Source organism: Ruminiclostridium sufflavum DSM 19573, from assembly GCF_003208175.1.
Classification (GTDB): Bacteria; Bacillota; Clostridia; order Acetivibrionales; family DSM-1351; genus Ruminiclostridium; species Ruminiclostridium sufflavum.
In genome coordinates this window covers 90,831-115,497 of record NZ_QKMR01000003.1, presented here as the reverse complement: position 1 = coordinate 115,497, position 24,667 = coordinate 90,831, and the positions used below count along the sequence as shown (strand labels likewise).

The 24,667-nt window shown below is 41.4% G+C and carries 19 protein-coding genes; 18 read left to right on the top strand and 1 reads right to left on the bottom strand.

The annotated features are described in order from the left end of the window. The first annotated feature begins 65 nt into the window (after positions 1–65). The 10 genes from LY28_RS03255 (at position 66) to ilvB (ending at position 14,567) form a co-directional block, all read left to right on the top strand. Positions 66–2,795: a cation-translocating P-type ATPase gene (locus LY28_RS03255; RefSeq protein ID WP_110460741.1), complete on the top strand. Its 2,730-nt coding sequence runs from the start codon at positions 66–68 to the stop codon at positions 2,793–2,795. A 354-nt stretch (positions 2,796–3,149) separates the two neighbouring features. Then, on the top strand, positions 3,150–4,097 hold the full coding sequence (locus LY28_RS03250) for an ABC transporter ATP-binding protein (RefSeq protein WP_110460740.1): 948 nt from the start codon (positions 3,150–3,152) through the stop codon (positions 4,095–4,097). Between the two features lie 2 nt (positions 4,098–4,099). Continuing rightward, a complete protein-coding gene (locus LY28_RS03245; RefSeq protein WP_110460739.1) occupies positions 4,100–4,807 on the top strand; it encodes an ABC transporter permease in 708 nt (235 codons plus the stop codon). A 5-nt stretch (positions 4,808–4,812) separates the two neighbouring features. Continuing rightward, positions 4,813–6,231 (top strand): GldG family protein, encoded by a 1,419-nt coding sequence (locus LY28_RS03240; RefSeq protein WP_242981134.1) that lies wholly within the window; start codon positions 4,813–4,815, stop codon positions 6,229–6,231. Between the two features lie 3 nt (positions 6,232–6,234). After that, the gene (locus tag LY28_RS03235) at positions 6,235–7,626 is read left to right on the top strand and encodes a DUF4340 domain-containing protein (RefSeq protein ID WP_110460737.1); all 1,392 of its coding nucleotides are present in this window, start codon (positions 6,235–6,237) and stop codon (positions 7,624–7,626) included. A gap of 112 nt (positions 7,627–7,738) precedes the next feature. After that, positions 7,739–8,800, top strand: coding sequence for a YkvI family membrane protein (locus LY28_RS03230; RefSeq protein ID WP_110460736.1), 1,062 nt, complete (start codon positions 7,739–7,741; stop codon positions 8,798–8,800). Positions 8,801–8,938: 138 nt separating this feature from the next. Further along, a complete protein-coding gene (locus LY28_RS03225) occupies positions 8,939–10,126 on the top strand; it encodes a DUF5711 family protein (RefSeq protein ID WP_242981133.1) in 1,188 nt (395 codons plus the stop codon). Between the two features lie 14 nt (positions 10,127–10,140). Beyond that, positions 10,141–10,842, top strand: a complete 702-nt coding sequence (locus LY28_RS03220; RefSeq protein WP_110460734.1) for a CvpA family protein — start codon at positions 10,141–10,143, stop codon at positions 10,840–10,842. Positions 10,843–11,150: 308 nt separating this feature from the next. Beyond that, the gene (gene ilvD / locus LY28_RS03215) at positions 11,151–12,809 is read left to right on the top strand and encodes a dihydroxy-acid dehydratase (RefSeq protein WP_110460733.1); all 1,659 of its coding nucleotides are present in this window, start codon (positions 11,151–11,153) and stop codon (positions 12,807–12,809) included. A gap of 78 nt (positions 12,810–12,887) precedes the next feature. Next, a complete protein-coding gene (ilvB, locus tag LY28_RS03210) occupies positions 12,888–14,567 on the top strand; it encodes a biosynthetic-type acetolactate synthase large subunit (protein WP_110460732.1) in 1,680 nt (559 codons plus the stop codon). Positions 14,568–14,780: 213 nt separating this feature from the next. On the opposite strand, the gene LY28_RS03200 is transcribed toward ilvB, so the two are convergent. Next, complete coding sequence (locus LY28_RS03200; RefSeq protein WP_110460730.1) at positions 14,781–15,824, bottom strand: LacI family DNA-binding transcriptional regulator; 1,044 nt, start codon at positions 15,822–15,824, stop codon at positions 14,781–14,783. A 562-nt stretch (positions 15,825–16,386) separates the two neighbouring features. Here LY28_RS03200 and LY28_RS03195 point away from each other — a divergent pair. From LY28_RS03195 to LY28_RS03160, 8 genes are all read left to right on the top strand, one after another. Next, entirely contained in the window at positions 16,387–17,511 is a 1,125-nt protein-coding gene (locus LY28_RS03195) for an ABC transporter substrate-binding protein (RefSeq protein ID WP_110460729.1), read from the top strand. A 212-nt stretch (positions 17,512–17,723) separates the two neighbouring features. Beyond that, positions 17,724–18,611 carry an ABC transporter permease gene (locus LY28_RS03190; protein ID WP_165835475.1) on the top strand — a complete coding sequence of 296 codons (888 nt, stop codon included), beginning with the start codon at positions 17,724–17,726 and terminating at the stop codon, positions 18,609–18,611. Then, complete coding sequence (locus LY28_RS03185; RefSeq protein WP_110460727.1) at positions 18,601–19,395, top strand: ABC transporter permease; 795 nt, start codon at positions 18,601–18,603, stop codon at positions 19,393–19,395. Before LY28_RS03190 ends, LY28_RS03185 begins: the two co-directional genes overlap by 11 nt. Further along, positions 19,374–20,144 (top strand): ABC transporter ATP-binding protein, encoded by a 771-nt coding sequence (locus LY28_RS03180; protein ID WP_110460726.1) that lies wholly within the window; start codon positions 19,374–19,376, stop codon positions 20,142–20,144. The genes LY28_RS03185 and LY28_RS03180 overlap by 22 nt, the downstream gene beginning before the upstream one ends. Positions 20,145–20,158: 14 nt before the next feature. Beyond that, on the top strand, positions 20,159–20,905 hold the full coding sequence (locus LY28_RS03175) for an ABC transporter ATP-binding protein (protein WP_110460725.1): 747 nt from the start codon (positions 20,159–20,161) through the stop codon (positions 20,903–20,905). A 46-nt stretch (positions 20,906–20,951) separates the two neighbouring features. After that, positions 20,952–22,358 (top strand): sulfatase family protein, encoded by a 1,407-nt coding sequence (locus LY28_RS03170; protein ID WP_110460724.1) that lies wholly within the window; start codon positions 20,952–20,954, stop codon positions 22,356–22,358. Between the two features lie 74 nt (positions 22,359–22,432). Further along, a complete protein-coding gene (locus tag LY28_RS03165; RefSeq protein ID WP_110460723.1) occupies positions 22,433–23,524 on the top strand; it encodes a radical SAM/SPASM domain-containing protein in 1,092 nt (363 codons plus the stop codon). Between the two features lie 24 nt (positions 23,525–23,548). Continuing rightward, positions 23,549–24,628: an alcohol dehydrogenase catalytic domain-containing protein gene (locus LY28_RS03160; RefSeq protein ID WP_110460722.1), complete on the top strand. Its 1,080-nt coding sequence runs from the start codon at positions 23,549–23,551 to the stop codon at positions 24,626–24,628. The last annotated feature ends 39 nt before the right edge of the window (positions 24,629–24,667 follow it).

The following is a 24,667-nucleotide window of genomic DNA, read 5'->3' as shown; positions in this document are numbered from 1 at the left end:
TACTTTTAGAACACACGAAAGGTAAAAATCTTTTCATTTTCAAAAAGATTTTTAAAGGTGACAAGATGAGCATAGCGGAATCTGAATTGAACTTTGCAAAGCCGGATAACATGCTGACTATCGGACTTACGGATAATGAGGCGAAAAAAAAGCTTCAAAAGCATGGCCTCAATATTCTGGCAGAGAGAAAGAAAATATCTCCTCTAAAAATTTTATTCCGGCAGTTTACAGATGTAATGATTGTCATTCTCTTAATGGCAACGGTTATTTCCGGGTTTATGGGTGACACAACAGAGGCGGTAACAATAATAGCTATAGTAATTGTAAATGCAATACTGGGCTTTGTTCAGGAATTCAGAACAGAGAAAACGATGGAAGCATTGAAGTCTCTTGCGGCTCCATATGCAAAGGTCATCAGAAACGAACTTCAGATTAGCATTCCGGCGGAGGAAATTGTTCCCGGAGATGTTCTTGTGATTGAAGCCGGAGACAGGATTGCAGCAGATGCGGCAGTTTTTGAATGCAGCAGCCTAAGTGTTGACGAGTCACTTCTTACGGGCGAATCTGTTCCTGTGGAGAAGCATTCATTGAAAGTCAAGAATTCCTATATTAATTCATACGATAAAAAAACCTCTGTCTATATGGGTACGGTTGCAACAGGAGGAAGGGCAAAGGCTGTGGTTTATGCCACAGGCATGAGCACCGAAATGGGAAATATCGCCGATATGATACAGAATATAGAGGAGGATGAAACCCCTCTTCAAAGAAGGCTGGCACACCTTGGAAAAATTATTGCAATAGGCTGTCTGGCTATTTGCACTATTGTATCCATAACAGGGATATTACGCGGTGAAAAGCTTCTGACAATGCTTCTGGCAGGAATCAGTCTGGCTGTTGCGGCTATTCCGGAGGGCCTGCCGGCTATTGTTACTATTTCGCTTGCATTAGGTGTGCAGAGAATGTTAAAGAGAAATGCCCTGATACGTAAGCTGCCTGCGGTTGAAACCTTGGGCTGTGCCAGTATAATATGCTCTGACAAGACGGGTACATTAACAGAAAACAAGATGACAGTCCGCAAGATATATGCTTCCGGTTGCGAGCTGGATGTAACAGGAAACGGTTATAACACAGAGGGCAGCTTTTTAATGGGAAATAAGCCGGCTGACCCCATAAAAACAGAAGGTATAAAAATGGCTCTTGAGATAGGTGCTATGTGCAATAATTCGGTTATCTCAAGCTTGCAGAGCAATAATCCCGCAATGGGTAAAATAAAGTCCTTGTTTTCAAAACAGCAGCCTGATACGAAAATTACAGGAGATCCGACTGAAATTGCGCTTACGATTGCGGCGGCAAAGGCGGGAATAACACAAGGACACCTTAACAGCTGCTATAAGAGGCTGGATGAGCTGCCTTTTGACTCCGACAGAAAATGTATGTCTGTAATCTGTAAAAAGTCCTCGGGTGAAATATTTGTCTTTACAAAGGGTGCTCCGGACATGATAATCGATAAATGCAGCAGAATTATGACCTCGAAAGGTATTATAAATCTCGATGCTGGAGCCAGAAGAACTGTCACAAGGATAAACGACGGTATGGCAAACAAGGCACTCCGTGTAATGGGCCTGGCATACAAAAGGCTGGAAACGGGGACCTACAGGACGGAATCCAAAAATATCGAGAAGGATTTGATTTTCGTAGGCCTAATGGGAATGATAGACCCTCCCAGAAGAGAAGCTGTTGTGGCTGTACAGAAATGCAGGCTGGCAGGCATTAAGCCGGTAATGATTACAGGAGACCATAAATTGACGGCTGCCGCTATTGCAAAGGAGCTGAATATATACTGCGACGGCGATAAGGTTCTTACCGGTGCCGAACTGGACAGAATGAACGAGGAGCAGCTGTCAGAAGTGGCAGGTTCCGTTTCTGTTTATGCAAGGGTATCTCCAAAGCATAAGCTGATGATTGTCCGGGTGCTTAAAAAGCTGGGACATATTGTAGCTATGACCGGAGATGGAGTAAATGATGCACCGGCGGTAAAAGAGGCTGATATAGGGGTGTCGATGGGTATAACAGGCACTGATGTAACAAAGGAAGCTTCATCAATGGTACTGCTGGATGACAACTTTGCAACACTTGTGGCGGCGGTTGAAGAAGGACGTGTAATATACAACAATATAAGAAAGTTTATAAGATATATGCTTGCTTGTAATCTGGGAGAGGTTTTAACTATGTTTTTGGGCATACTTATGATGCTGCCTATGCCGCTCCTTCCTATTCAGATTTTGTGGGTGAATCTTGCAACTGATGGATTGCCGGCAATAGCTCTGGGTCTGGATCCTCCTGAAAAGGATATTATGATGAGACCGCCCAGAGGTACAAAGGATAATATTTTTTCACATGGGCTGCTCAAGCTGATTGTTTCAAGAGGAGTTTTTATCGGATTAAGCACTTTAGGTGTGTTTGTAAGTATTCTATATTTTCTGAATAATGTAGAACTGGCTCGGACAGGTGCTTTTATGACATTGGTTATAACTCAGCTGATACATGTGTTTGAGTGTAAATCAGAAACCAAGAATATTTTTGAGATATCTTTTTTTGACAATATGCCTTTGGTGATGTCAGTACTGTGCTCAGTTGTTATGATATTGGCGGTTGTTTATGTTCCCGTACTGCAAGGTGTGTTTGAAACAGCGGCGTTAGGAATGAGCGAGTGGTTTTTGATAATCGGGTTTTCTCTTATAGTGCCAATATTGTCAAGTATGATAGGAACCGGCAGGAAAATTAAGAGGCAGTAATTTATAAATTTGAAAAAAGCCGCGGACAATTACTATCGGTTTTCCAGCCGATAGTAATTGTTTTTAAGCAGAAATGAATATTGTGTTTGTAAAATATGGGTAAAAGCAGGCAGTCAGAAGCGATATTGGCTTTTACTTGAAAATAGGTAAAAAAGAATATATAATCATAAAATGGCTAAACTATAAACTCAAAAGTTATTAGCCATTTTTATTTTTTGAATTTAAGCGCTCTTCCATTAAAATATTAACAATCCGTTCATAGTTTATTAAAAATAATTATGGATAATATGTATTGTGTATCAGTAGAAGAATGCTTTTTGAAAAAATGCACGTAACAATTTAGGGGGGAAAATAATGATCGAGATTCAGAATTTGACCAAAAGTTACGGTCAGATAAAAGCTGTAGACGATATCAGTTTTACAGTTGAAAAAGGTGAAGTACTTGGTTTCCTTGGTCCAAACGGAGCTGGTAAGTCAACTACCATGAATATCATTACCGGTTTTATTCCTTCTACCGAGGGTACGGTAAAGGTGTGCGGGTATGATATTATGGAAAATCCGGAAGAGGTTAAAAGAAAAATCGGATTTTTGCCGGAATTGCCTCCATTGTATATGGATATGACTACTTACGAATATCTGAATTTTGTGGCTGACTTGAAGCTTGTTGGCAAAAATCAGAAAAAAGGGCAAATCTCAGATGTTATGGAGCTTGTAAAATTAGTCGATGTACGCGGGAGATTGATAAAGAATCTGTCTAAGGGTTACAAGCAAAGAGTCGGACTGGCCCAGTCTCTTCTGGGTGCTCCGGAGGTTTTAATTCTTGATGAGCCTACTGTTGGACTTGACCCGATGCAAATTATCGAAATAAGAAAATTAATTAAGGCACTTGGCAAGCAGCACACTATTATTCTCAGCTCGCATATATTGCCTGAGGTTAGTGCCGTCTGCGAAAGAGTTGTAATTATCAATAAAGGCAAGATTGCTGCAATCGATACCCCTGAGAACCTTTCTAAGGGTATGGGCTCAGTAAGTAAGCTGTCGGCGACGATTGCCGGGCCAAAGAGCTCGATTGTCAGCAGCATTGAGGAAATCTACGGGATTAAGTACGTAGAGCCCCACATTGAAAAGGATTCTGATGTAATTGAATATATAATTGAATCCGATAAAGAAACAGATATAAGACGACCTTTATTCTTTGCCATGGCAAAAGCCGGATATCCTATAATTGAATTGAAGTCCTTAGACCTTTCTCTTGAAGAGATATTCTTACAATTGACCACGCAGGAAAAGGAGGTTATGTAGTTATGTTATCAGTATTTAAAAAGGAGTTCAGAGCTTATTTTACCTCACCGATAGCGTATGTGCTTATCGGCTTGTTTATGCTGCTTTCTTCAATGGTTTTCTATATTAATTTGGCTTCACCGACTGCCGAATATAATTACTTAAATCTAACTTATATGTCACTTTTCCTGATACTTATTATCCCTGTATTAACAATGAAAATACTTGCCGATGAAAGGAAAAGCGGTACGGAGGTTCTTTTAACCACATCTCCCACCAGCCTGACAAAAATCGTCATCGGCAAATACCTGGCTGCTTTTGCAGTATTTATGGTTATGACTGTAATTACTTTTGTATATCCGATATTGCTAAAAATATACGGAAATCCTGATATTCCTGAGATAATCGGAGGGTATGTGGGTTATATACTTCTCGGAGCCTCCTTTATAGCTTTTGGCATATTTGCATCCTCCTTGACCGAAAGCCAGATTGTAGCTGCTATAGTAGGTATAGTAGGCCTTTTGATTATGTGGCTTCTGCAAGGTATCGCTCCTAATCTTGGGGGAATATGGTCAGATATTCTCAATTGGTTCTCATTGTATTCAAGGACCGAGGATTTATTTGCAGGAATACTTTCAGTAAAGGCAATTGTATACTATCTTAGCTTTTCGGCAGTATTTGTATTCTTGGCAATAAGAGTAATAGAAAAAAGACGCTGGAGTAAGGGGTGATAAAAATGGGGAAATTTAAAATTAATAAAAGGTCTCTTAAATATGGTTCAAATTCTATAATTATAATAGTTATTGTATTGTTTATTGCAGTATTGATTAATATGCTGGTTGGCTTAGGTGATTTTAAGTGGGATTTGACCTCGGACAATTTGTACAGTCTCAGTGATGACAGTAAGAAAATATTAGAAGCCGTTAAAAAAGATGTAACAATATATGGACTCTTTGATGACGGAATGATACCGGGCGGTTCTGAATACAAACAGATGATTAATCTTTTGGATGAGTATAAGGAATATGGTATCAAGGTAACCTATGTTGACCCTGATAAGGATCCCGGCACACTGACTTTCTTGGACAAGGATAAAACAAAGGGTATCGCAAAGGGTGATTTTGTTGTCAAAAGCGGTGACAAGGTTAAAAGGCTCAGCGCGCAGGATTTATACGGTGAAGATAGTGAGTACGGCAGAGTTTATAAGGCAGAACCGCTTATAACAGGTGCTGTCAAGTTTGTAACAGCAGATGTCACACCTGTGGCTTATTTTGTTGAAGGTCACAATGAATATTCTCTGACCAACAATCTGACCCAGATGAGAACTGAATTGGAAAACAATAATTTTGAGGTTAAAACCCTTTCTCTTATGACAGTGAAGAGCATTCCGGAGGATTGCAAGTTGTTGATATTTGCTTCTCCAAAGGTAGACCTGTCAGAGTCGGAAAAGCTTGTTTTGAAGGCATATCTTGAGAAATCCGGAAGGGCAGTATTCTTCTTTGATCCTGTAGAGTCAACCGCCAAATTAACTAACTTTGAAGAAATTCTGACAACCTTTAATATTGGCTTGAATTACGATAAGGTAAGAGAAACCGACAGCAGCAGATGCCTGCCTAATGATCAATTTTCAATTATAGCATCACTAGAATCCAATGATATTAATGCAAGCCTTAATGCTTATGGCGAATATCAGGTATTTATGCCTGATTCAAGAAGCCTGAGCATATTGCAGATAGCCAAGGAATGGCTTACTACCACATCTCTGATTAAAACCAATGATACTGCCGAGGCGGATAAAATTGCGGAGCAGGGTGCGGTTGAGAAGGGACCTTTTGATTTGGCAATAGCTTCTGAAATATCGGGCGGCAGCAAGGTGCTGGTTTTCGGAAACGGAACCTTTATGACAGATGCTGCTTTATCAAGCCAGTATGCATCCTATTTTTCAAACGGCAAAATATTTTTTACCAGAACCATAGTTAACTGGATGTCCGACAAGTCAGATGAAACAGCCGTATCACCAAAACTGGTTTCAACGAAAAGCTTATCAACAACTGAAGGACAGGCTAAGGTTATGTCCGTTATATTAATCGGTGCCGTTCCAATTCTGATATTTGTTATAGGCTTTATTGTATGGAATAGAAGGAGGCACTTGTAAAATATGAAGCTATATAGAAATGCGATTATACTTGTTGTTGTTTTAGGCTTGCTGATAGCTTCATACTTTTTTATAACCAAAAGGCAGTCGGCAAATTCAGATGCAGTCAGTGACAGCACAGTTGATAATTCAATTTATGTCATGAAATCAGAGCAGGAGAAGATTACTTCAATAGCCTACAATAATACAAATGGTTCTTTTACAATAAAGAAGAAGGATACTGACTGGACAATAGAGCCTAAATATGAATTTGAAGCTGATAATCTAAACGCAAATGGTGCCGCAACAGATATGTCTGCTATAATTGCCAATAAGATTATTGAGGAAAATGCCACTGATTTGGCGAAGTACGGCTTGGACAAGCCTGTAACGATAAAGGTCGGGCTTTCAGACGGAAGCTCAAAGGAGCTTCAGGTAGGTTCTTACACACCTACGGAAGAAGGCAGGTATTGCAAGATGGCAGGGGATTCAAAGGTCTACATTGTCGGTACTTACTATACCAGCAAATTTGAGCCTACCTATGGCTATTTTGTAAAAAAGGATATATTGCCTGTTGATGCTGCAACTCTTAAAACCTTTTCCTATGAGAAGAATGGACAAATGCAGTATGCAGTAGATGTTGTCTCTGAACAGGAAATGAATATCACACAGCCGATAAAGGAAGTGGCAGAGACCTCTGAAGTCACAAAAATGCTTCAGGCTGTTACTCAGCTGACTATTGCAGATGTCATCGACAATAATCCTTCTGATTTGGTGAAATACGGACTGGATAAGCCTGCATTTGCCATTAAGTACGGAGATGCCTCCACAACTAAAAATATATTATTCGGCAGCTATGTGGGTACAGGAACTGTCAGATATGCAAAATATGCCGAAGGTAAAAGCGTGTTTTCCGTTGACGTTGCTCCGCTGACCTTCTTGGATACAAAGCTCGATGATGTCATTTATTCTTTCATCTATTTACCGAATATTAAGGATGTAAGCAAGGTGGAGCTCTTAATTGACGGCAAGAAATCGGTATGTGATATTACAACAGCTGAAGATGCAGATGATGACAAGTTCAAGGTAAACGGGACAGATGCCAACATGAAAAACGAAAATGGGAATTCCCTGTTCAGAAATATGTACCAGTCCATGATAGGCATTACTATGGAAAAGTATGAGATGAATGCCAAGCCTTCCGGTACTCCTGAGATTTCTATCAAGTATCATATGAAGGATTCAAAGGTTGTTACCGTTGATTTGATATCAAAGGACAGTAACTACTATTACGCTTTAAAAGACGGCGTATATACAAATAAGGTGGTTCAAAAGTCAAAGCTGTCTGAAAAGGATGGCTTGAGAACAACATATAAAGAATTGACCGAGGCATTAAACAGTGCTGAAAAGCAGTAAAAAGTCAAAACAAAATGTAATGTAACAAGCAACTTCCACATAGAATTAATTAAAGGACAACTGGTAGGATATTAATTGACCTTAATAAAATCTATGTTGGGAGTTGCTTTTTTTGATAAAGGGAGAATGGAGTAATATATTTAAGGTTGCCTTTCTTTACATGGCAACAGTAATAGGTGCAGGCTTTGCATCGGGACAGGAAATAATCCAGTTTTTCTCCAAGTACTATAGCGGAGGCTTCTTTGGTATATTATTGGCAGGGATACTGTTTTCAATTATTGGATATGTGGTTTTGGACAGAGTTTATTGTGAAAGAATAAAAACATATGATGAATTTTTATTTCCCATGATGGGTTATTTTTTGGGAAGATTGATGGAATTTGTAGTGATGCTGTTTATGTCATGTGTGATGAGTGTTATGGTGGCCGGTCTTGCTAATATCCTTGTGGAATTATCGGGATTGGAATTCAGGTATTGTGTTGTTATAAGTGCTATTGCCTGTTTGCTGGCAATAATGACAAATATAAAGGGGATTGTCACTCTCAGCTCCTTCCTTTCTCCGTTTCTGGTTGCAGGCATATTATTTGTGGGAGTTTACATACTTGTAACCAAGGATACTTCCGTATTCAGTCTTTCGGATAAGGTTGTAAGAGTGACTGATAACTGGGTATTTTCAGCTATGCTGTATGTCAGCTATAATACAATACTGTCAACCGTTATGCTTACCTCAGTTTTGCCATATTTAAAGACAAGGAGGGTAAGTACATGGAGTGGTATAATGGGAGGCGGCATGCTATGTTTAACAGTGTTTATATTAAATCTGGCATTAAGCTTTTTCTATCCCCATTCAATAACTGCTGAAATGCCTTTGTTAAGCATACTTCAAAACAACAACAAGCTTTTGGGAAATATATACAGTATAATCCTTCTCCTGGCCATGTATACGTCGGCTATAACATCAGGATATTGTCTGACAGAGAGAATACAAACAAAGTTAAATTTAAATTACAAACTGGTTGCGGCGGTATTATGCGCTCTTGTAATTCCAATGTCTTCAATTGGCTTTTCAAGCTTGATATCAACGCTTTATCCGGTATTCGGATATTTCGGATTGTTTTTGGTGTTTGTAATTTTGCTGCAGTTCATTAGAAGCCGGCTGGTTAATAAGACATAGCTTTTAGAAATCAGATATGAACCTTTCAAGGCTGTCTCAATTTCTTTGAAGAGGGCTTGCAATATTGCGGGGAATAGACATAATTATCTGCATGTGCTAAAATTTTAATACGAAAGAAAAAATGAGGGGCGTATTAGCATGAATGATTCAGAACTAAAATCCAGTGCCTCAGGCGTGGAAAAATCCAGCTCTGCCATGGGAGTAGCGGTTTCCTTACTTCTTATTATTGCGGTTTCTATAGTGGCATTTACTGTTTACCTGAAGAATGCGGGATACGATTTCTCTTCATTGCAACCAAAGGATGCCATTAATTTTATAAAGAATAAAAAAGCGGAAGCCAGGGCAGAATCCGAAATATCCTTTTCTCAGGACGGAAGTGTCGACTGCAAAATATATAAAAATTATATTATTGCCATCTCAAAGGATGGAATAAAGTGGTATGATAAAAAAGGAGCAATGCTTCAGGAAAATGCATTTACACTTACCAGACCTGTTATACGGCTATCAGATAAATATATGGCTGTTGCCGATATTTCAGGAAGGGATATTTACTTTTATAAAGATAAGACTCTTCTATGGTCAAAAAAGCTGGACAATCAGATAATAAATGCCAGTGTCAGTAATGACGGAATTTGCACCGTAGTTACACAGTCAAAGGAATACAAATCTTCTGTTCAGGTTATTGATATAAATGGTGCGGATAAGTATACCAAGCTTTGCGCCGAGGATATTGTTATTGATGCAAAGACCATACATGAAGGGCAGGATGTGCTTATAAGCAAGGTCGTCACAAGTAGCATAAAAGCGGGCACACAATTGGAATTTAACAATATATATGAGGAAAAGCCGTTTTCAACTATTAATACGGCTGAGAGCATTCTCCCCATATTGATTTCAAGCGGCGATAATGAAATAGCCGCAGGACAGAATCTTATCCTATACATGGACAAGCAGGGTAAGGAGCTTTGGAGGAAAAATGCCGATTCAATTTTTTGTGTTGCCCCGAACGTTGAAAAATATGTGATACTTGCAGGAAAATTTGAAAATGCTTCCGGTGCAACAAAGCAGGAGATACTGGTTTTAAATACGAAGGGCGAGGAAATATACAGATTTGACCAGCCTGAGAATGTGACGGGGATACATTTGTATGGTGACAGGATGGTTTTGAGAACAAAAAAAAGTGTTTATCTGTACACGTTAAAAGGCAAAAGGCTTGGTCAGTATTCCTCCCTCAATGAGATAAAGGATGTTTATCTTGTCAGTAAAAGTGAGGCAGTTGTAATATCAGGAGGAACTATATCCTTGGTGGACATAGATGGATTATAGAGAAAGGGCTTGTAATGAACTGGACAGACATAGCTGTTTTTATTATTATAGCAGGTTTCATGGTTATCGGTCTGAAAAACGGTTTTTTGTATTCTGTTTTCAGACTGGTTTCTTATGTTCTGTCTGTAATTTTTGCCATTAAGTTTTATCCTGTGATATCGGACATTCTTCAGCAAACGGTGCTGTTTACAAATATAAAGGCTGCCGTAATCAGCGGTATTGTCAAAGGCAGGGCGGGTGATGCCGCCGTTTTTAACGGAGACTCTGCAAGGACGGCAATAATTGATGGATTGAAGCTTCCGGCATTCATAAAGGAATCCATAAATAATAAGATAATCGGACAGGATATATTTGGAGTAAACAAAATCATGGATATGATTGGCTCCGAGATAGCAATGCTTGTAATAAATATTCTGAGTGTTATCCTGATATATGTAATAATAAGGTGTGCTTTGGCTTTGATAAAGGTTGTAATAAAAACAATATCAAGACTTCCTGTGTTTAAGCAGCTTGATAAAACAGGGGGAATAGTTCTGGGTGCGATAGAGGGTATTCTTGCAATTTATATATTGTGTGCAGTGCTTGTTCTTTTTAGTGCGTTTCCGAAGTTTGGGCCTGCAATAGAAAGCATAGAGGGTTCAAAATTTGCAAATTACTTTTACCAGAATAATTTTATAGTGAGCTGGATTGCTCCTGAGGAGGAGCTTAATTCGTAGTGCTGCAAGGACTCCGACTTAATGTTTCTTATTTAGAACATATTCTCTTTTGAATGTTTCTTATCCATTTCTTTTTTCTTTATAGACATGAATTTAACTAAATAGTACAATATTCTTAATTAGGCTGGGAGTGCATTCCAGCTGTTGTTTTACCGGACTTATTGAATACTTGGCAATTTTTGATAGATAATAATTATATAAAGCTAAATCAAGCTTATTGGATATACAAAAATCAAGTATTAATTTACAGCTGAAAAAGTGAGCATAATACATTATTTGAGCAAGGTAAGCTCAAGGAGGTAAGTTATATGAAAAGTGATATTGTAAAAAAGGGCATTGAAAAGGCTCCCCACAGATCCCTGTTTAAAGCAATGGGATATACGGATGAAGAGCTTGCAAGACCTCTCATAGGTGTGGCAAATGCAAAAAATGAAATAGTTCCCGGACATATACATTTAGATAAGATTACTGAAGCCGTAAAAGCAGGTATCAGAATGGCGGGAGGAACACCTGTTGAGTTTGGCGCGATAGGGGTATGTGATGGAATAGCTATGGGGCATATTGGAATGAAGTATTCCTTGGCGTCAAGAGAGCTCATTGCAGATTCCTGTGAGGCGATGGGAAGAGCTCACAGCTTTGACGGAATGGTATTTATCCCTAATTGTGATAAGGTTGTGCCCGGTATGCTTATGGCAGCAGCCAGAGTCAACGTTCCTTCCATAGTTATCAGCGGAGGGCCGATGCTTTCATTGAATAAAGACGGAAACCAGCTGGACTTGAACAGTGTTTTTGAGGCTGTAGGTGCATTCAAGGCAGGAAAAATTACCGAGGACGAGGTATGCGATATGGAGAATAATGCCTGTCCCGGGTGTGGCTCCTGCTCGGGTATGTTTACGGCAAACTCCATGAATTGTCTTACAGAGGTGCTTGGAATGGGCTTGACAGGAAACGGAACAATACCGGCGGTATATGCAGAGAGAATAAGACTGGCAAAGCAAGCAGGCATGAAGATAATGGAGCTGGTTGAAAAGGACATTAAGCCTTCTGATATATTGACACCGGAGGCTTTCGAAAATGCATTGACGGTAGATATGGCTCTGGGCTGTTCCACAAACTCTGTTTTACATCTGCCTGCTATTGCAAATGAAGCGGGTGTGAAGATAAATTTAGACATAATAAATGAAATAAGCTCAAGGACTCCAAATTTATGCAAGCTGGCTCCGGCAGGCAAGTACCATATTCAGGATTTATATGCTGCAGGAGGAGTACAGGCTGTAATGAAGGAGCTTTCCGAAAAAGGCTTGCTGCACACCGGTCTGATTACAGCTACAGGAAAGACTGTTAAAGAGAATATTCAAAATGCAAAAATTAAAGACAGCAATGTCATTAAAAGCATTGATGCTCCATATAGCAATACAGGCGGTATAGCAGTGCTGAGAGGGAATATAGCACCTGACGGTGCTGTTGTCAAAAGGTCTGCCGTTGCAGATTCCATGCTGGTGCACAGAGGCCCTGCAAGGGTATTTGACAGTGAGGATGACGCTATCAAGGCAATTTACAGCAGCGGAATAGTTAAGGGTGATGTAGTTATAATACGGTATGAAGGCCCTAAGGGAGGACCCGGAATGAGAGAAATGCTGGGACCGACTTCCGCAATAGCGGGTATGGGACTGGACTGTGATGTGGCACTTATCACAGACGGCAGATTTTCAGGTGCATCAAGAGGTGCGTCGATAGGACATGTGTCTCCGGAAGCGATGGAGGGTGGCCCTATAGCGCTGATACAGGAAGGAGATATCGTAAGTATTGATATTCCTTCAGGAGCTTTGAATGTTGAGGTGCCGCAGGAGGAGCTGAGCAGGAGGAAAGAGAGCTGGACAGCACCTGCACCCAAGATAACGTCCGGTTATTTGGGAAGATATGCAAGAATGGTTACATCCGCAAGTACAGGAGCTGTGTTGAAGTGAAAAGGGTTACGGAAGGCATTGCTGAGAAGAGCTTTCCGCAGCTGATATTTCTTATATGTAAGGGGAGATGATAAGCGTATGAAGCTATCAGGTGCTGATGTTATTATAGAATGTTTGAAAGAGCAGGGCGTTGATACTGTATTTGGTTATCCGGGAGGGCAGGCTATAATTATTTACGATGCTTTGTATAGGGCGAGAAATGAGATTACTCATATACTTACATCTCATGAGCAGGGTGCATCTCATGCCGCAGACGGATATGCGAGAGCAACAGGTAAGGTAGGAGTTTGTATAGCAACCTCGGGACCCGGAGCAACTAATCTTGTGACTGGAATTGCAACAGCTTATATGGACTCTGTCCCAATGGTGGCAATTACGGGGCAGGTGCCTACTAACCTGCTGGGAAAGGATTCCTTTCAGGAGGTTGACATTACCGGAATAACAATGCCTATAACAAAACATAATTATATAGTCAAGGATATTTCACATTTGGCTGATACGATGAGAGAAGCCTTTGCCATTGCCAGAGAAGGGAGGCCGGGGCCTGTTTTGGTGGATGTATGCAAGGATGTTACTGCCGCAATAGTGGAATATACTCCTAAAAAGCCTGATAAATCCGACTATGTCAGTACAAAGTATCATAATGTAAGCAGTGAGGAAATAGCCGAGGCAATTGCTGCAATTAATAATGCAAGCAGGCCTGTTATATTATCCGGAGCCGGTGCGGGAATAGCAGGAGCTGAAGCGGAAGTGCTTTATCTGGCGGAATGGGCTGACATACCGGTAAGTACATCGCTTATGGGAATGGGGACTTTCCCGGGTACACACAAGCTGTTTATGGGAATGGTTGGAATGCATGGCACAAAAACATCAAATTATGCCTTTCACAGCTCTGACCTTGTAATAGCTATAGGGAACCGCTTCAGTGACAGAATTATCAGTAAAGTAAGCGGCTTTGCGCCGGAAGCAAAAATAATGCATATTGACATAGACAGTGCTGAGGTAGGCAAAAATTTAAATGTTGATTTCCCTCTTGTGGGAGATATAAAAAAGATATTGAAGGTTATGCAGGCGGGAATTGTCTCAAGGAGCAACACCGTATGGATAAGCAGGATTAATGAATGGAAAGAGAAATATCCGCTCAGATACGCTTATTCTGATGAAATTATCCGCCCTCAGTACATTGTCGAGAGGTTATACGAATTAACCAAGGGAGAGGCTGTTATTACCACCGAGGTTGGCCAGCACCAGATGTGGGCGGCTCAGTACTATAATTACAGCAATTTCAGGCAGTTTATATCCTCAGGCGGACTGGGGACCATGGGATACGGTCTGGGAGCATGTATAGGGGCTCAATTGGGCAGACCGGATAAAAAGGTTATCAATATTGCAGGCGACGGGAGCTTTAGAATGAATTTGAATGAGCTGGCTACGGCAGTTGAATATAAGCTTCCCATAATAATAGCGCTTTTTAATAACAGGGCGCTGGGTATGGTCAGACAATGGCAGGAATTGTTTTTTGACAGCAGATTCAGCCAGACCTCTATTGACAGGGGAACAGATTTTGCCGCACTGGCGAATGCCTTTGGTGCGAAAGGCATAAATGTAAAACGTCCCGAAGAGGTGGATGCTGCGATAACCAGTGCGTTGGCTGAGACTGATACGCCTGTTCTTATAAACTTTGCTATTGACAAGGATGACAAGGTATCCCCGATAGTTCCGCCAGGAGCAGCCTTGTGTGATGTAGTTGATTGCTAGTTGAAAAATCCTTATGTGCAAGGCTTATCCCATGCTTTCATAAAAGCACAAGGTTGGCATAGCTGCCGGCTGGTTATGAAAGTATGCAATATATCCTCTATTGTGTATGATGCGGCAAGCAATTACATAATAGAGGATATATCATATGCGGAAAAATATTCTACTGCTTTCACAGATACAGCACAAAGCTGCTGTTAAAAAATCTAACTACAATTATTGTCTGGCTCTTTCACAGTTTTTGGGGTACACCTCGGAACCCCTTAAAATAATATTTGGTGTGACGATAATTCGTTCGGGATTTCTATTCTTTTGAATCCGTACCTGCTTAATTCTCTGCAAAAGTAAGTTTGCTGCCTGACATCCAATTTCAATATCAGGGTCCGAAATGACAGAGATATTCAGATTCTTCAGCCCAAAGGAAAAATCATCGCCATAGGAAATAAAGGCCATATCGTCCGGGATATGAATATTGCATTGCTCAAAGGCCAGCAAGCAGCCTCGGGATATAGCGGTATTTGCTGCAAAGATAGCTGTGATAGACGGATTGGATTTTATGAGCTTAACCGTTAAATCACAGGAGTTTTCTTCATTGAAATTGCCATAGCACACATATTCATTACGGATGGGTATTCCCCTGCTGCTCAGTGCCTCGGTATAGGCGGCGAAGCGGTCAAAGCTCGGCTTGAATATCATAGGGCCGTTAATGATTCCAATATGCCGGTGCCCGCCATCAAGAAGAATATTAATGGCATCATAGGTTGGACGAAACCCATCCACCTTGATGCTGTCTATACAGGGGATATTTGTATTTCGTATCATCGTGACAACCGGGATAGTTTGGTTTATTTCTTCCAAAAAGCTGGTGTTGTAGCCGTCCAATTCTGTGGAGGTGACAACAAGCAAGCCCTGAACGATGTCTTTAAGCTTATTGATACAGGTAATATCCTTCTGGGGATTTTCACTGGTATTTGCAAATATCGGAGTAATATCCTCGCTTTCCAATACACTGCTTATTCCGGACATAATACGATTAAACCACGGGTAGTTGTTGCAGGAAATAATCACACCGATCATGGATTGCTTCCATGTGCTTTTGATGCGCTTACGATAATTTTTAGGCCGGTAATTCATCTCATCAGCAATTTTCTGAATAGCAGCTTTAGTGCTTTCGTTAATATTTGCATCTGAATTTAATGCTCTGGAAACCGTAGCAATAGATACACCGGCAGCATTTGCTATGTCGTTAATAGTTACCATCAATTAAACTCCTTATACACAAAATAATGAACAGTTATAAAAACATTTACATATTAAATTGTAAAACATTCTTATTAAAATGTAAATAATGAAAAATTAAATACTTTCCGGTAAGTGCTGGACACAATAGAAGGGCTATGGGGTATGATTCAATGATTGCCTTGCGTTAAGTAAAATTATACCAAAGTATTTAATAAGGCATATGGCTTGCCTGAAAACAGAAGGCAATTGAAAAAACCAGTGTAAAAGATGTAAAAGTCAATGCAAGATAGAACATTTACATACTGACAATGAGGATGGCCATAATGTATAATAAATTCAACAGAGAAAGAAAACAGACATTGCTGAAATTTGTTCTTTGAGTGTTGGCGATGTGGCTATTTTGGTTCGGAAGATATTTCATAAAAATAGTTTTCAAGGAAGTCAAGCAGCTTTTAAAGTCTATGTCATTTGAATTATATCCTTAATGTGTCCAAATCAGATATTCCCATTGGGACAAGATAAGTATTTGTTACCTGATTTAGGTATAAAATAAAAAATAACATGGAGGGAGCAGTAAAAAATGAAAAAAATATTGACATTTGTATTGTTGGCATCTGTTGTAATGAGCTTAACAGGGTGCGGCGGGACGGATACAGCTACGGACACCACAACACCTCAGTCCGGTTCCGGTTCAAATGCGCTTACAAAAGTCCTCACCAGCGGTCAGAATGTGGTTCAGACCTCTGTTCCGCTTGTAGCCGGTGATGCAATGGGTACATGGAAGGAGTTGGGCCTGGAGGTTGAGAAAACATCTTATGTCAGCGGTCCGCCGCAGCTGGAAGCAAATCCTTCAGGAGACTGGAACATTGGCTGGATAGGTGCGACGGCAGCTATCACAGGTATTCTTAAGTATGATATGAATGTGATTGGACTTTCAGGGTATGATTATTCAAATGTCGCCTTTGCACGTGAGGACAGTGACATAGTAAAAGCAGGCGACAAGGGTGTTGCAGGAACCTTGGGCACAGCTGAGGAGTGGAGAGGAAAGAAAATTATCGTTGGAGTGGGTACGGTCAACTATGCCGACCTGATGCTCACACTTAAAGAGCTTGGACTCAGTGCTAACGATGTAACTATTATAAATATGGATATCTCCACCGGTATGCAGGCATTCCTTTCGGGTTCAGGCGATATTTGGTTTGGCTCCTCTACCTATGCTATTCAGGTTGCGGCAAAGCCTGGCTATAAGACGATTCATACAATGCAGGGTATGGATGCAGGCATGGCCGGTAATATAATTGCTAACCGCGATTACCTGAGCAAGAACGAAGATGCAGTTGTCAAGTATCTTGAAGGCTCAATCGAGGTCTTGCTGTGGCTTAACGATGAAAATAATGCCAATCAGGCTGCAGATTGGTTTGTTCAAGGTATGAAACAGGATTTTGGTGTCGAGATGACAAAAATAGATGCCCTTGACAATATCAAACAGACGGGCTTTAAAGATTTGAAATTCTATGAAAGCCTATGTGAAGAGGGTTCTGATGGGTTGACGGGCTTGCAGCGTGAATTCAAGAAATTTTACGAGTACCATGTAATTATAGGCTCGCAAAAGGAAGAAAATATGCAGAAGGTACTTGATGCGGTAGATTGTACCTATTTGAAGAAAGCAATTGAATTATACAAGAAAGATCATAATATATCTTAATTGATTTTGAATGAGAACCCAAAAGACAGATCTTTTTCTCTTCAAGCTATATAGCTTAAAAATGCGAAGTTCACATTTCGTGCATTCATCGTTCTCTTCGCATATCAAAAAGCTGCTTGCAGCTTTTGCGGATTTGAACAATCAAGCAATGGACCATACACATTTTAATTGCTATTTGTGTCGCCGGCGGTATCGGCGAGATGGAGGTTAGCTTGAAGAGGAAAAGAACCTGTATAGAATTCAGGGAGGCAATTATGACAAATGATTCAGAATTATTACGTCAGCAAGCACGACAGCAGGAATTGAAATATATAAAAAATAATAAACGCAAAATGATGATTTTCAGCATACTTAGCATTACGGCTTTACTGCTCATCTGGCATTTTGTGGTTACCTTCCGGCTTGTCAACACGAGATTTCTGGAATCTCCGGTTACTGTTATTAATACTATTATTACAAAGTTTACAGATATAAATCCGGACGGAGGCTATCTGCATCAGCATATTATAGAGAGTGCGAAGGTTGTGTGGGTGGGATTTTTAGTGGGTTCTCTTGTAGGAATTCCACTTGGGTTATTCATGGGATGGTACCGTATATTCGATCACCTGATAAGACCCTTGTTTGAAATGGTACGTCCTATTCCTGCGCTGGCTTGGATTCCGATTGTTCTGTTGTTTTTAGGCATTGGTGTGGCGGCCAGATCGGCAATAATTTTCTTTGGTTCCTTTGTAGGTATTGTATTGAATACTTATGTTGGGGTGCGGCAAACAAATCAGGTATTGATTAATGTGGCAAAAACCTGTGGCGCATCTAACTTTGAAATATTTTACAAGATAGGAATTCCTTCTGCCATGCCTATGATTTTCACCGGCTTGAAGACTGCCATGGGTGCGGCATGGGCTACGGTAGTTGCCGCAGAGATGCTGTCGGCAAGCAAGGGGCTGGGCTATATGATTCAGATGGGAAGAATGTATGGCGAAGTCAGCTTGATTTTGGCGGGCATTATAGTAATTGGTATATTCGGACTCATATCAAGCTGGATGATTGGCTGTTTAGAGGACATTGTATTGAAATGGAGGCCTAAGAATCATGAAAACTAATCCGTTATTAAAGAATACAAGCATTGGATATAAGTTTTTCTACTATATTTCGTCCACCTTTGCACTTATTCTTTTTTTGATACTGTGGCATATTACTGCAATAAGCGGAAAAACAATGCTGCCCACTCCTGCTGATACTATTTGGCGTTTGATAACAATCTGGGGAACCGAAATCTCAAATCAACCGATGATTGCCCACGTGGGTATGAGTATATGGAGAATCGTCAGTGCCCTTATTGTAGCGGTGCTGTTTGGAATTCCCTTTGGTGTTGCAATGGGGTGGAACAAGACCTTCCGCGCAGTTTTCAAACCCATATTTGAAACTATCCGGCCTGTACCTCCCATTGCCTGGGTGCCTTTGGTAACCTTATGGTTTGGTACGGGGGAAATACCAAGAATTATTATTATTTTTATGGGAGTACTTATGCCTATAGTTGTAAATTCATATGCCGGTGTATCTATGGTTCCCCGGCTGAATATTGATGTAGGCAGGTCATTTGGTGCAAAAAGCCTGGATATGCTGTTCGATATAGTTTTGCCCAGTTCACTGGGAGCGATTTTCGCAGGTGTCCGTACGGCGGTAGGAACAGGCTGGATGGTTCTATTGGCATCTGAAATGCTGGCGGCAAAGAGCGGTATAGGCTTCCTGATTATGCAGGGCACCAATAACAGTGATTTGGAGCTTGCCATTGTCGGTATGGTTATGATTGGTGTTATGGGAGCGCTGTTTGCTTATGGATTTGATTATTTGGAAAGGTGGCTATGTCCGTGGAAGAGAAGCTGATTTTGCAGGCGAAGAACATTTCAAAGACTTTTTTTTCAAAAAAAGGTGACACAGAGGCCATTGAAAATGTTTCCCTTAATGTACGGGAAAACGAGTTTCTGGTTTTGCTGGGACCGGGTCAGTGCGGGAAAACAGTTTTTTTGAATATACTGTCGGGATTAATATCCGCAACCTCCGGTGAGGTCATACTGGACGGCAAAGTAATAAAGGACGTTGATACAAGGATAGGGTTCGTTTTTCAAAAAACCGGGCTGTTTGAGTGGAAAACCGCTATGGAGAATGTGGAGCTGGGCTTGAAGTATAAAAAAATGCCGAAGAAGCAACGGGCGGAAAACGCACAAAAGTATATTGATCTTGTGGGTCTTCATGGCTTTGAAAATGCATATCCCAAACAGCTGTCAGGAGGTATGAAGCAGCGTGTCGGCATTGCCAGAGCATATACGGCAAATCCTGAGATACTGTTAATGGATGAGCCCTTTGGAGCACTGGATGCACAAACACGCTATTCCATGCAGGAAGAAATCTTGAAAATATGGTCACAGGAAAAGCGCACTATTATTTTTGTAACAAATAATATTGAGGAGGCTGTTTATCTGGGTGACCGTATTATCCAATTTACAGAGCAGCCGGCGCGGGTGAAAAAGGAGTATGATCTGAGCTTTTTGCCTCGTCCGAGAAATTATGTGGATGAAGAATTTTTACGAATTCGAACAGAAATCTCTGACAACGAAGATTTAACGCTGGAATGAAAGGAGGACAGGGTATGTCTGAAAAAGAGTATAAGGTGGAAGTAAAAAACCTGTGTAAGAGCTTTGGAACGCTTGAGGTATTAAAGGACTGTAGTTTTAACATAAAACGCGGTGAATTTGTATGTGTTGTCGGGCCAACCGGATGCGGAAAAACAACATTTTTAAACACGTTGACCTGTCTGACTGAGCCAACCTCAGGTGAAATCCTGGTAGACGGCGAGCCGGCAAATCCTGAAAAGCATAATCTGTCTTTTGTATTCCAGGAGCCTTCTGCTGTTCCGTGGCTTACAGTTGAACAGAATATCCGGTTTGGACTGGAAATTAAAAAGAAGCCAAAAGAATATATAGATGAGCGTGTGGAAAATATTATTTCCATGATGGCACTTAGTAAATATCGTGACCGCTATCCGCATGAGCTGTCTACAAGTGCGGAGCAGAAAATCGTTATCGGACGTGCTTTTGCCATGAACCCGGATCTGCTTCTCATGGATGAGCCTTACGGGCAGATGGATATCAAAACACGTTTTTATCTGGAAGACGAGGTCGTTCGTCTGTGGGAGACTCTTGGCTGTACGATAGTATTTATTACGCATAATGTGGAAGAGGCTGTATATCTTGCCGAGAGGGTGCTGATTCTTTCCCAGAAGCCGGCAAGCATAAAGGAAAGCATAGCAATAGATCTGCCAAGGCCGAGGGACATTGCTTCCAAAAAGTTTATTGAATACCGTACACATATAGTAGATATGATTAAGTGGTGGTAATGAACGAAGAAAAGAATACATTTTAATTAAACTAGGGGGCCTATCTATGAAAAATAAACCAAATATTATTGTATATCTCAGTGACCAGCAGAGGCATGATACACTGGGCTGTTACGGACAGAAGCTGGAGGTTTCGCCGGTACTGGATGAATTGGCGAAGGAGGGGGTTGTTTTTGAAACAGCTTTCACCTGTCAGCCGGTATGCGGGCCTGCACGTGCCTGCTTGCAGACGGGTAAATATCCAAACCTCACAGGCTGCTATGTGAATGAGGTGGGATTACGCAATGATGAAGTCACCATTGCAAAGGAACTTTCAAAGGCAGGTTATGAAACAGCATATGTTGGGAAATGGCATCTTGCCAGTGATTTTAAAAATGATCTGGTAATGGTTAAAAAGCCGATTCCGCCGGAGAGGATGGGCGGATATACCGATTATGTCATGGTTTCAGAAGCTCTGGAGCTTACTTCACATGGCTATGACGGTTATGTTTTTGATAAGGACGGAAAAAGAGTAGATTTTACCGGCTTCCGCACCGACTGTATCACTGATTACGCTATACACTACCTGCAAAATAAAACCTCGGACAAGCCTTTCTTTATGTTCCTTTCACATATCGAGCCTCATCAGCAGAACGACCGTGATTGCTATGAAGGGCCGGACGGCTCGAGAGAGCGCTTCAAGGATTATGAGGTGCCTAAGGATCTTATTGGCGGCAAGTATAAGGGTGACTGGGAGGAAAACTATCCCGATTACCTCGGCTGCTGCCGGAAATTGGATGACAATCTGGGTAAGGTTATTACTACCCTCAAAGAAAAGGGTATGTATGAGGATACCATAATTATATATACCTCTGACCATGGATGCCATTTTAAAACGCAGGAGGGTGAGTACAAGCGCAACAGCTTTGACAGCTGCCTCAGAATTCCGCTTGTAATAAGCGGCGGACCTTTTAAAGGAGGCTTGCGCAGCGACAGGCTGGTCAGCAATATTCAGCTTGCGTCCACCATATTATCCCTTGCGGGTATTGAGATGCCGAAGGATATGGTATATGAGTCCCTTGAGGAGGCCCTTGACGAGAATTGCTCCTGGGGTGACGATGTATTCTTCCAGATCAGTGAGACTGAACTTGGACGCGGTATCCGTACCAAACGCTGGAAGTATTCTGTTAATGCACCGCATGTGCAGCCTTTGCTTCATATGGATGAGCATTTTACCACCGAAGGCTACTATGAAATGCTTGAAAACTCCAAGCCCGGCAGTGACAGCTATGTTGAGCAATATCTGTTTGATTTGGAGGCTGATCCCTATGAAAAGCACAATCTGGTAAGTGAGGCTGCTTATAAGGATGTCCGCGCGGCATTGGCCAAGCGTCTTGGAGAGTGTATGCTAAGAGCCGGCGAAGAGGTTCCTCAAATTTATCCTTTTGGTACAGAGTTGCCTAGGCGGTACTAAATCAAGTGCCTATGGCAGCAAAGCCTGACATGCTTCATAATGCTGAGAAAATTCACTTTTAGGAGGATACGGCAATGGCTTCATTAACCTTTCTTATAAAGCCTATTTCAGGTCAGTGTAATCTTATATGTAAATATTGCTTTTATAAAGGACAGGTTCATGGACAAAATCCTGTGATGTGTGAAGGTACCATGGAGGTGCTGGTAAAAAAGGCTATGAACTACTGCAATCAACGATGCACCTTCCTTTTTCAGGGCGGTGAGCCAACCTTGTGTGGCTTGCCGTTTTACAAGAAGTTTGTAAAATATGTCGAGGCTTACAATACAAATAACATTCAGGTAGAATATATGCTTCAGACGAACGGACAGCTGCTTGACTTACAGTGGGCTGAATTTTTCAAGCAAAACAACTTTCTGGTAGGCGTTTCCATTGATGGGACTAAAGAGGCACATGAAGAGTACCGCAAGCGTCCGGACGGAAGAAGCTCCTTTGATTATGCTGCTGCCGGAATCAGATGCCTGCAGCAGGCAAGCGTGGAATACTCGGTGTTGATTACTGTCACCGATGTACTTAAGGGTCAGGCGTCAAAGGTATACAAAACCTGTAAGCAGAATGGGTGGGGCAATCTTCATATTATTCCTTGCATGCCGGACAGCGGAATGGTACAGGCTCTGTCAGCCGGTGTATATGCTGAATTTGTCAATACGCTGTTTGATCTCTGGTTTGAAGATCTTTGCCGCGGAAAATACGTTGGCATCCGCTTGTTTGAAAATTATATCCGGCTGCTTTCAGGAGGAGGCTACGAGCAATGTGGGTTATTGGGAATTTGTGCCCCTTCTTTGGTGATAGAACAAAACGGAGAATGCTATCCCTGTGATTTTTATGTAAGAGAGGATATGCTTCTCGGTTCGATAGAGACTAATTCAATAAAAGAATTACTTGCTGAATTACATAAACATTTTTTATCTCCGGCAGCTTCAGCACCTATAAGTGAAGAATGCAAGAGCTGTCAGTATTACCGCATTTGCGGCGGCGGATGTAAACGTTACAGGGATACGGAAGGACGATATGTGCTGTGCAGTGCGGTAAAAGCCTTCTTTGAACATTGCTTTAACCGCCTTGTAATGGTTGCGCAAAATGAACGGAAATTATCTTATAAACAATAACTACGAATACTGGGAGGAAAAATAATGGACAAAATTCCAAAAACAATGAAAGCATTAGTTGCATACAGTAAAACTGATTATCGTTTCGAACCGGAATATCCTGTGCCGGAATGCGGGCCGGATGATATCCTGATTAAGACAGAGGGCTGCGGCATCTGCGCCGGTGATTTGAAATGCCGGCACGGTGCGGCTATGTTCTGGGGGGATGAGGAGCAGCCTTCATGGGTTGAATCGCCTTTTATTCCCGGTCATGAATTTTTGGGAATTGTAGAGTTTGCAGGAGAAAATGTAAAGGACTGCGTTGTTGGGGACAGAATCACAGTTGATCAGATTGCACCTTGCGGAGAGTGCAGATTTTGCAAGGACGGGCATTACTGGATGTGCCAGCCCCACAAAATTTATGGCTTCTTTAAGGATTATTGCGGCGGAATGGCAGAATATGTCCGTATTCCTGCAAAGCATTCTGTTATACACAAGGTGCCTAAGGAAATGCCTTTGCAGGATGCCCTTCTGATTGAGCCGTACAGCTGCTCGAAGCACTGTGTGGACCGCGCTCAGATTGGATGTGAGGACATAGTTGTGCTATCCGGTGCGGGAACCCTTGGCTTGGGAATGATTACTTATGCAAAGCTGAAAACACCAAAGAAATTGATTGTGCTGGACATGATAGATGCAAGGCTTGAAAAGGCACTGGAATTTGGTGCGGACATAGTATGGAATCCTTCAAAGGTGGATGTCGCCGCTGAAATTATGAAGCTGACAGAGGGCTACGGCTGTGATATATATATCGAAGCCACAGGGCATCCCTCGTCTGTTACGCAGGGTATGCAAATGATCAGAAAGCTGGGCAGATTTGTTGAATTTTCGGTATTTGGAGCGCCGACACTGCTGGATTGGTCCATTATAGGAGACCGAAAGGAGCTGGATGTGCTGGGAGCGCACCTCAGCCCGTATTGCTTTCCGTTTGTAATAGAAAACATTGCCGGAGGAAAGCTTAAAACCGATGGTGTTGTCAGCAGATTTTACAGCTTGGAAGACTGGGAAGAGGCTTTCGAATACTCTACGGGAAAATACGGAGATTTCAAGGTTGCATTTAAATTCTGATTACAATAGATAAGTGTGAATATTAAAATTTTATGAGGT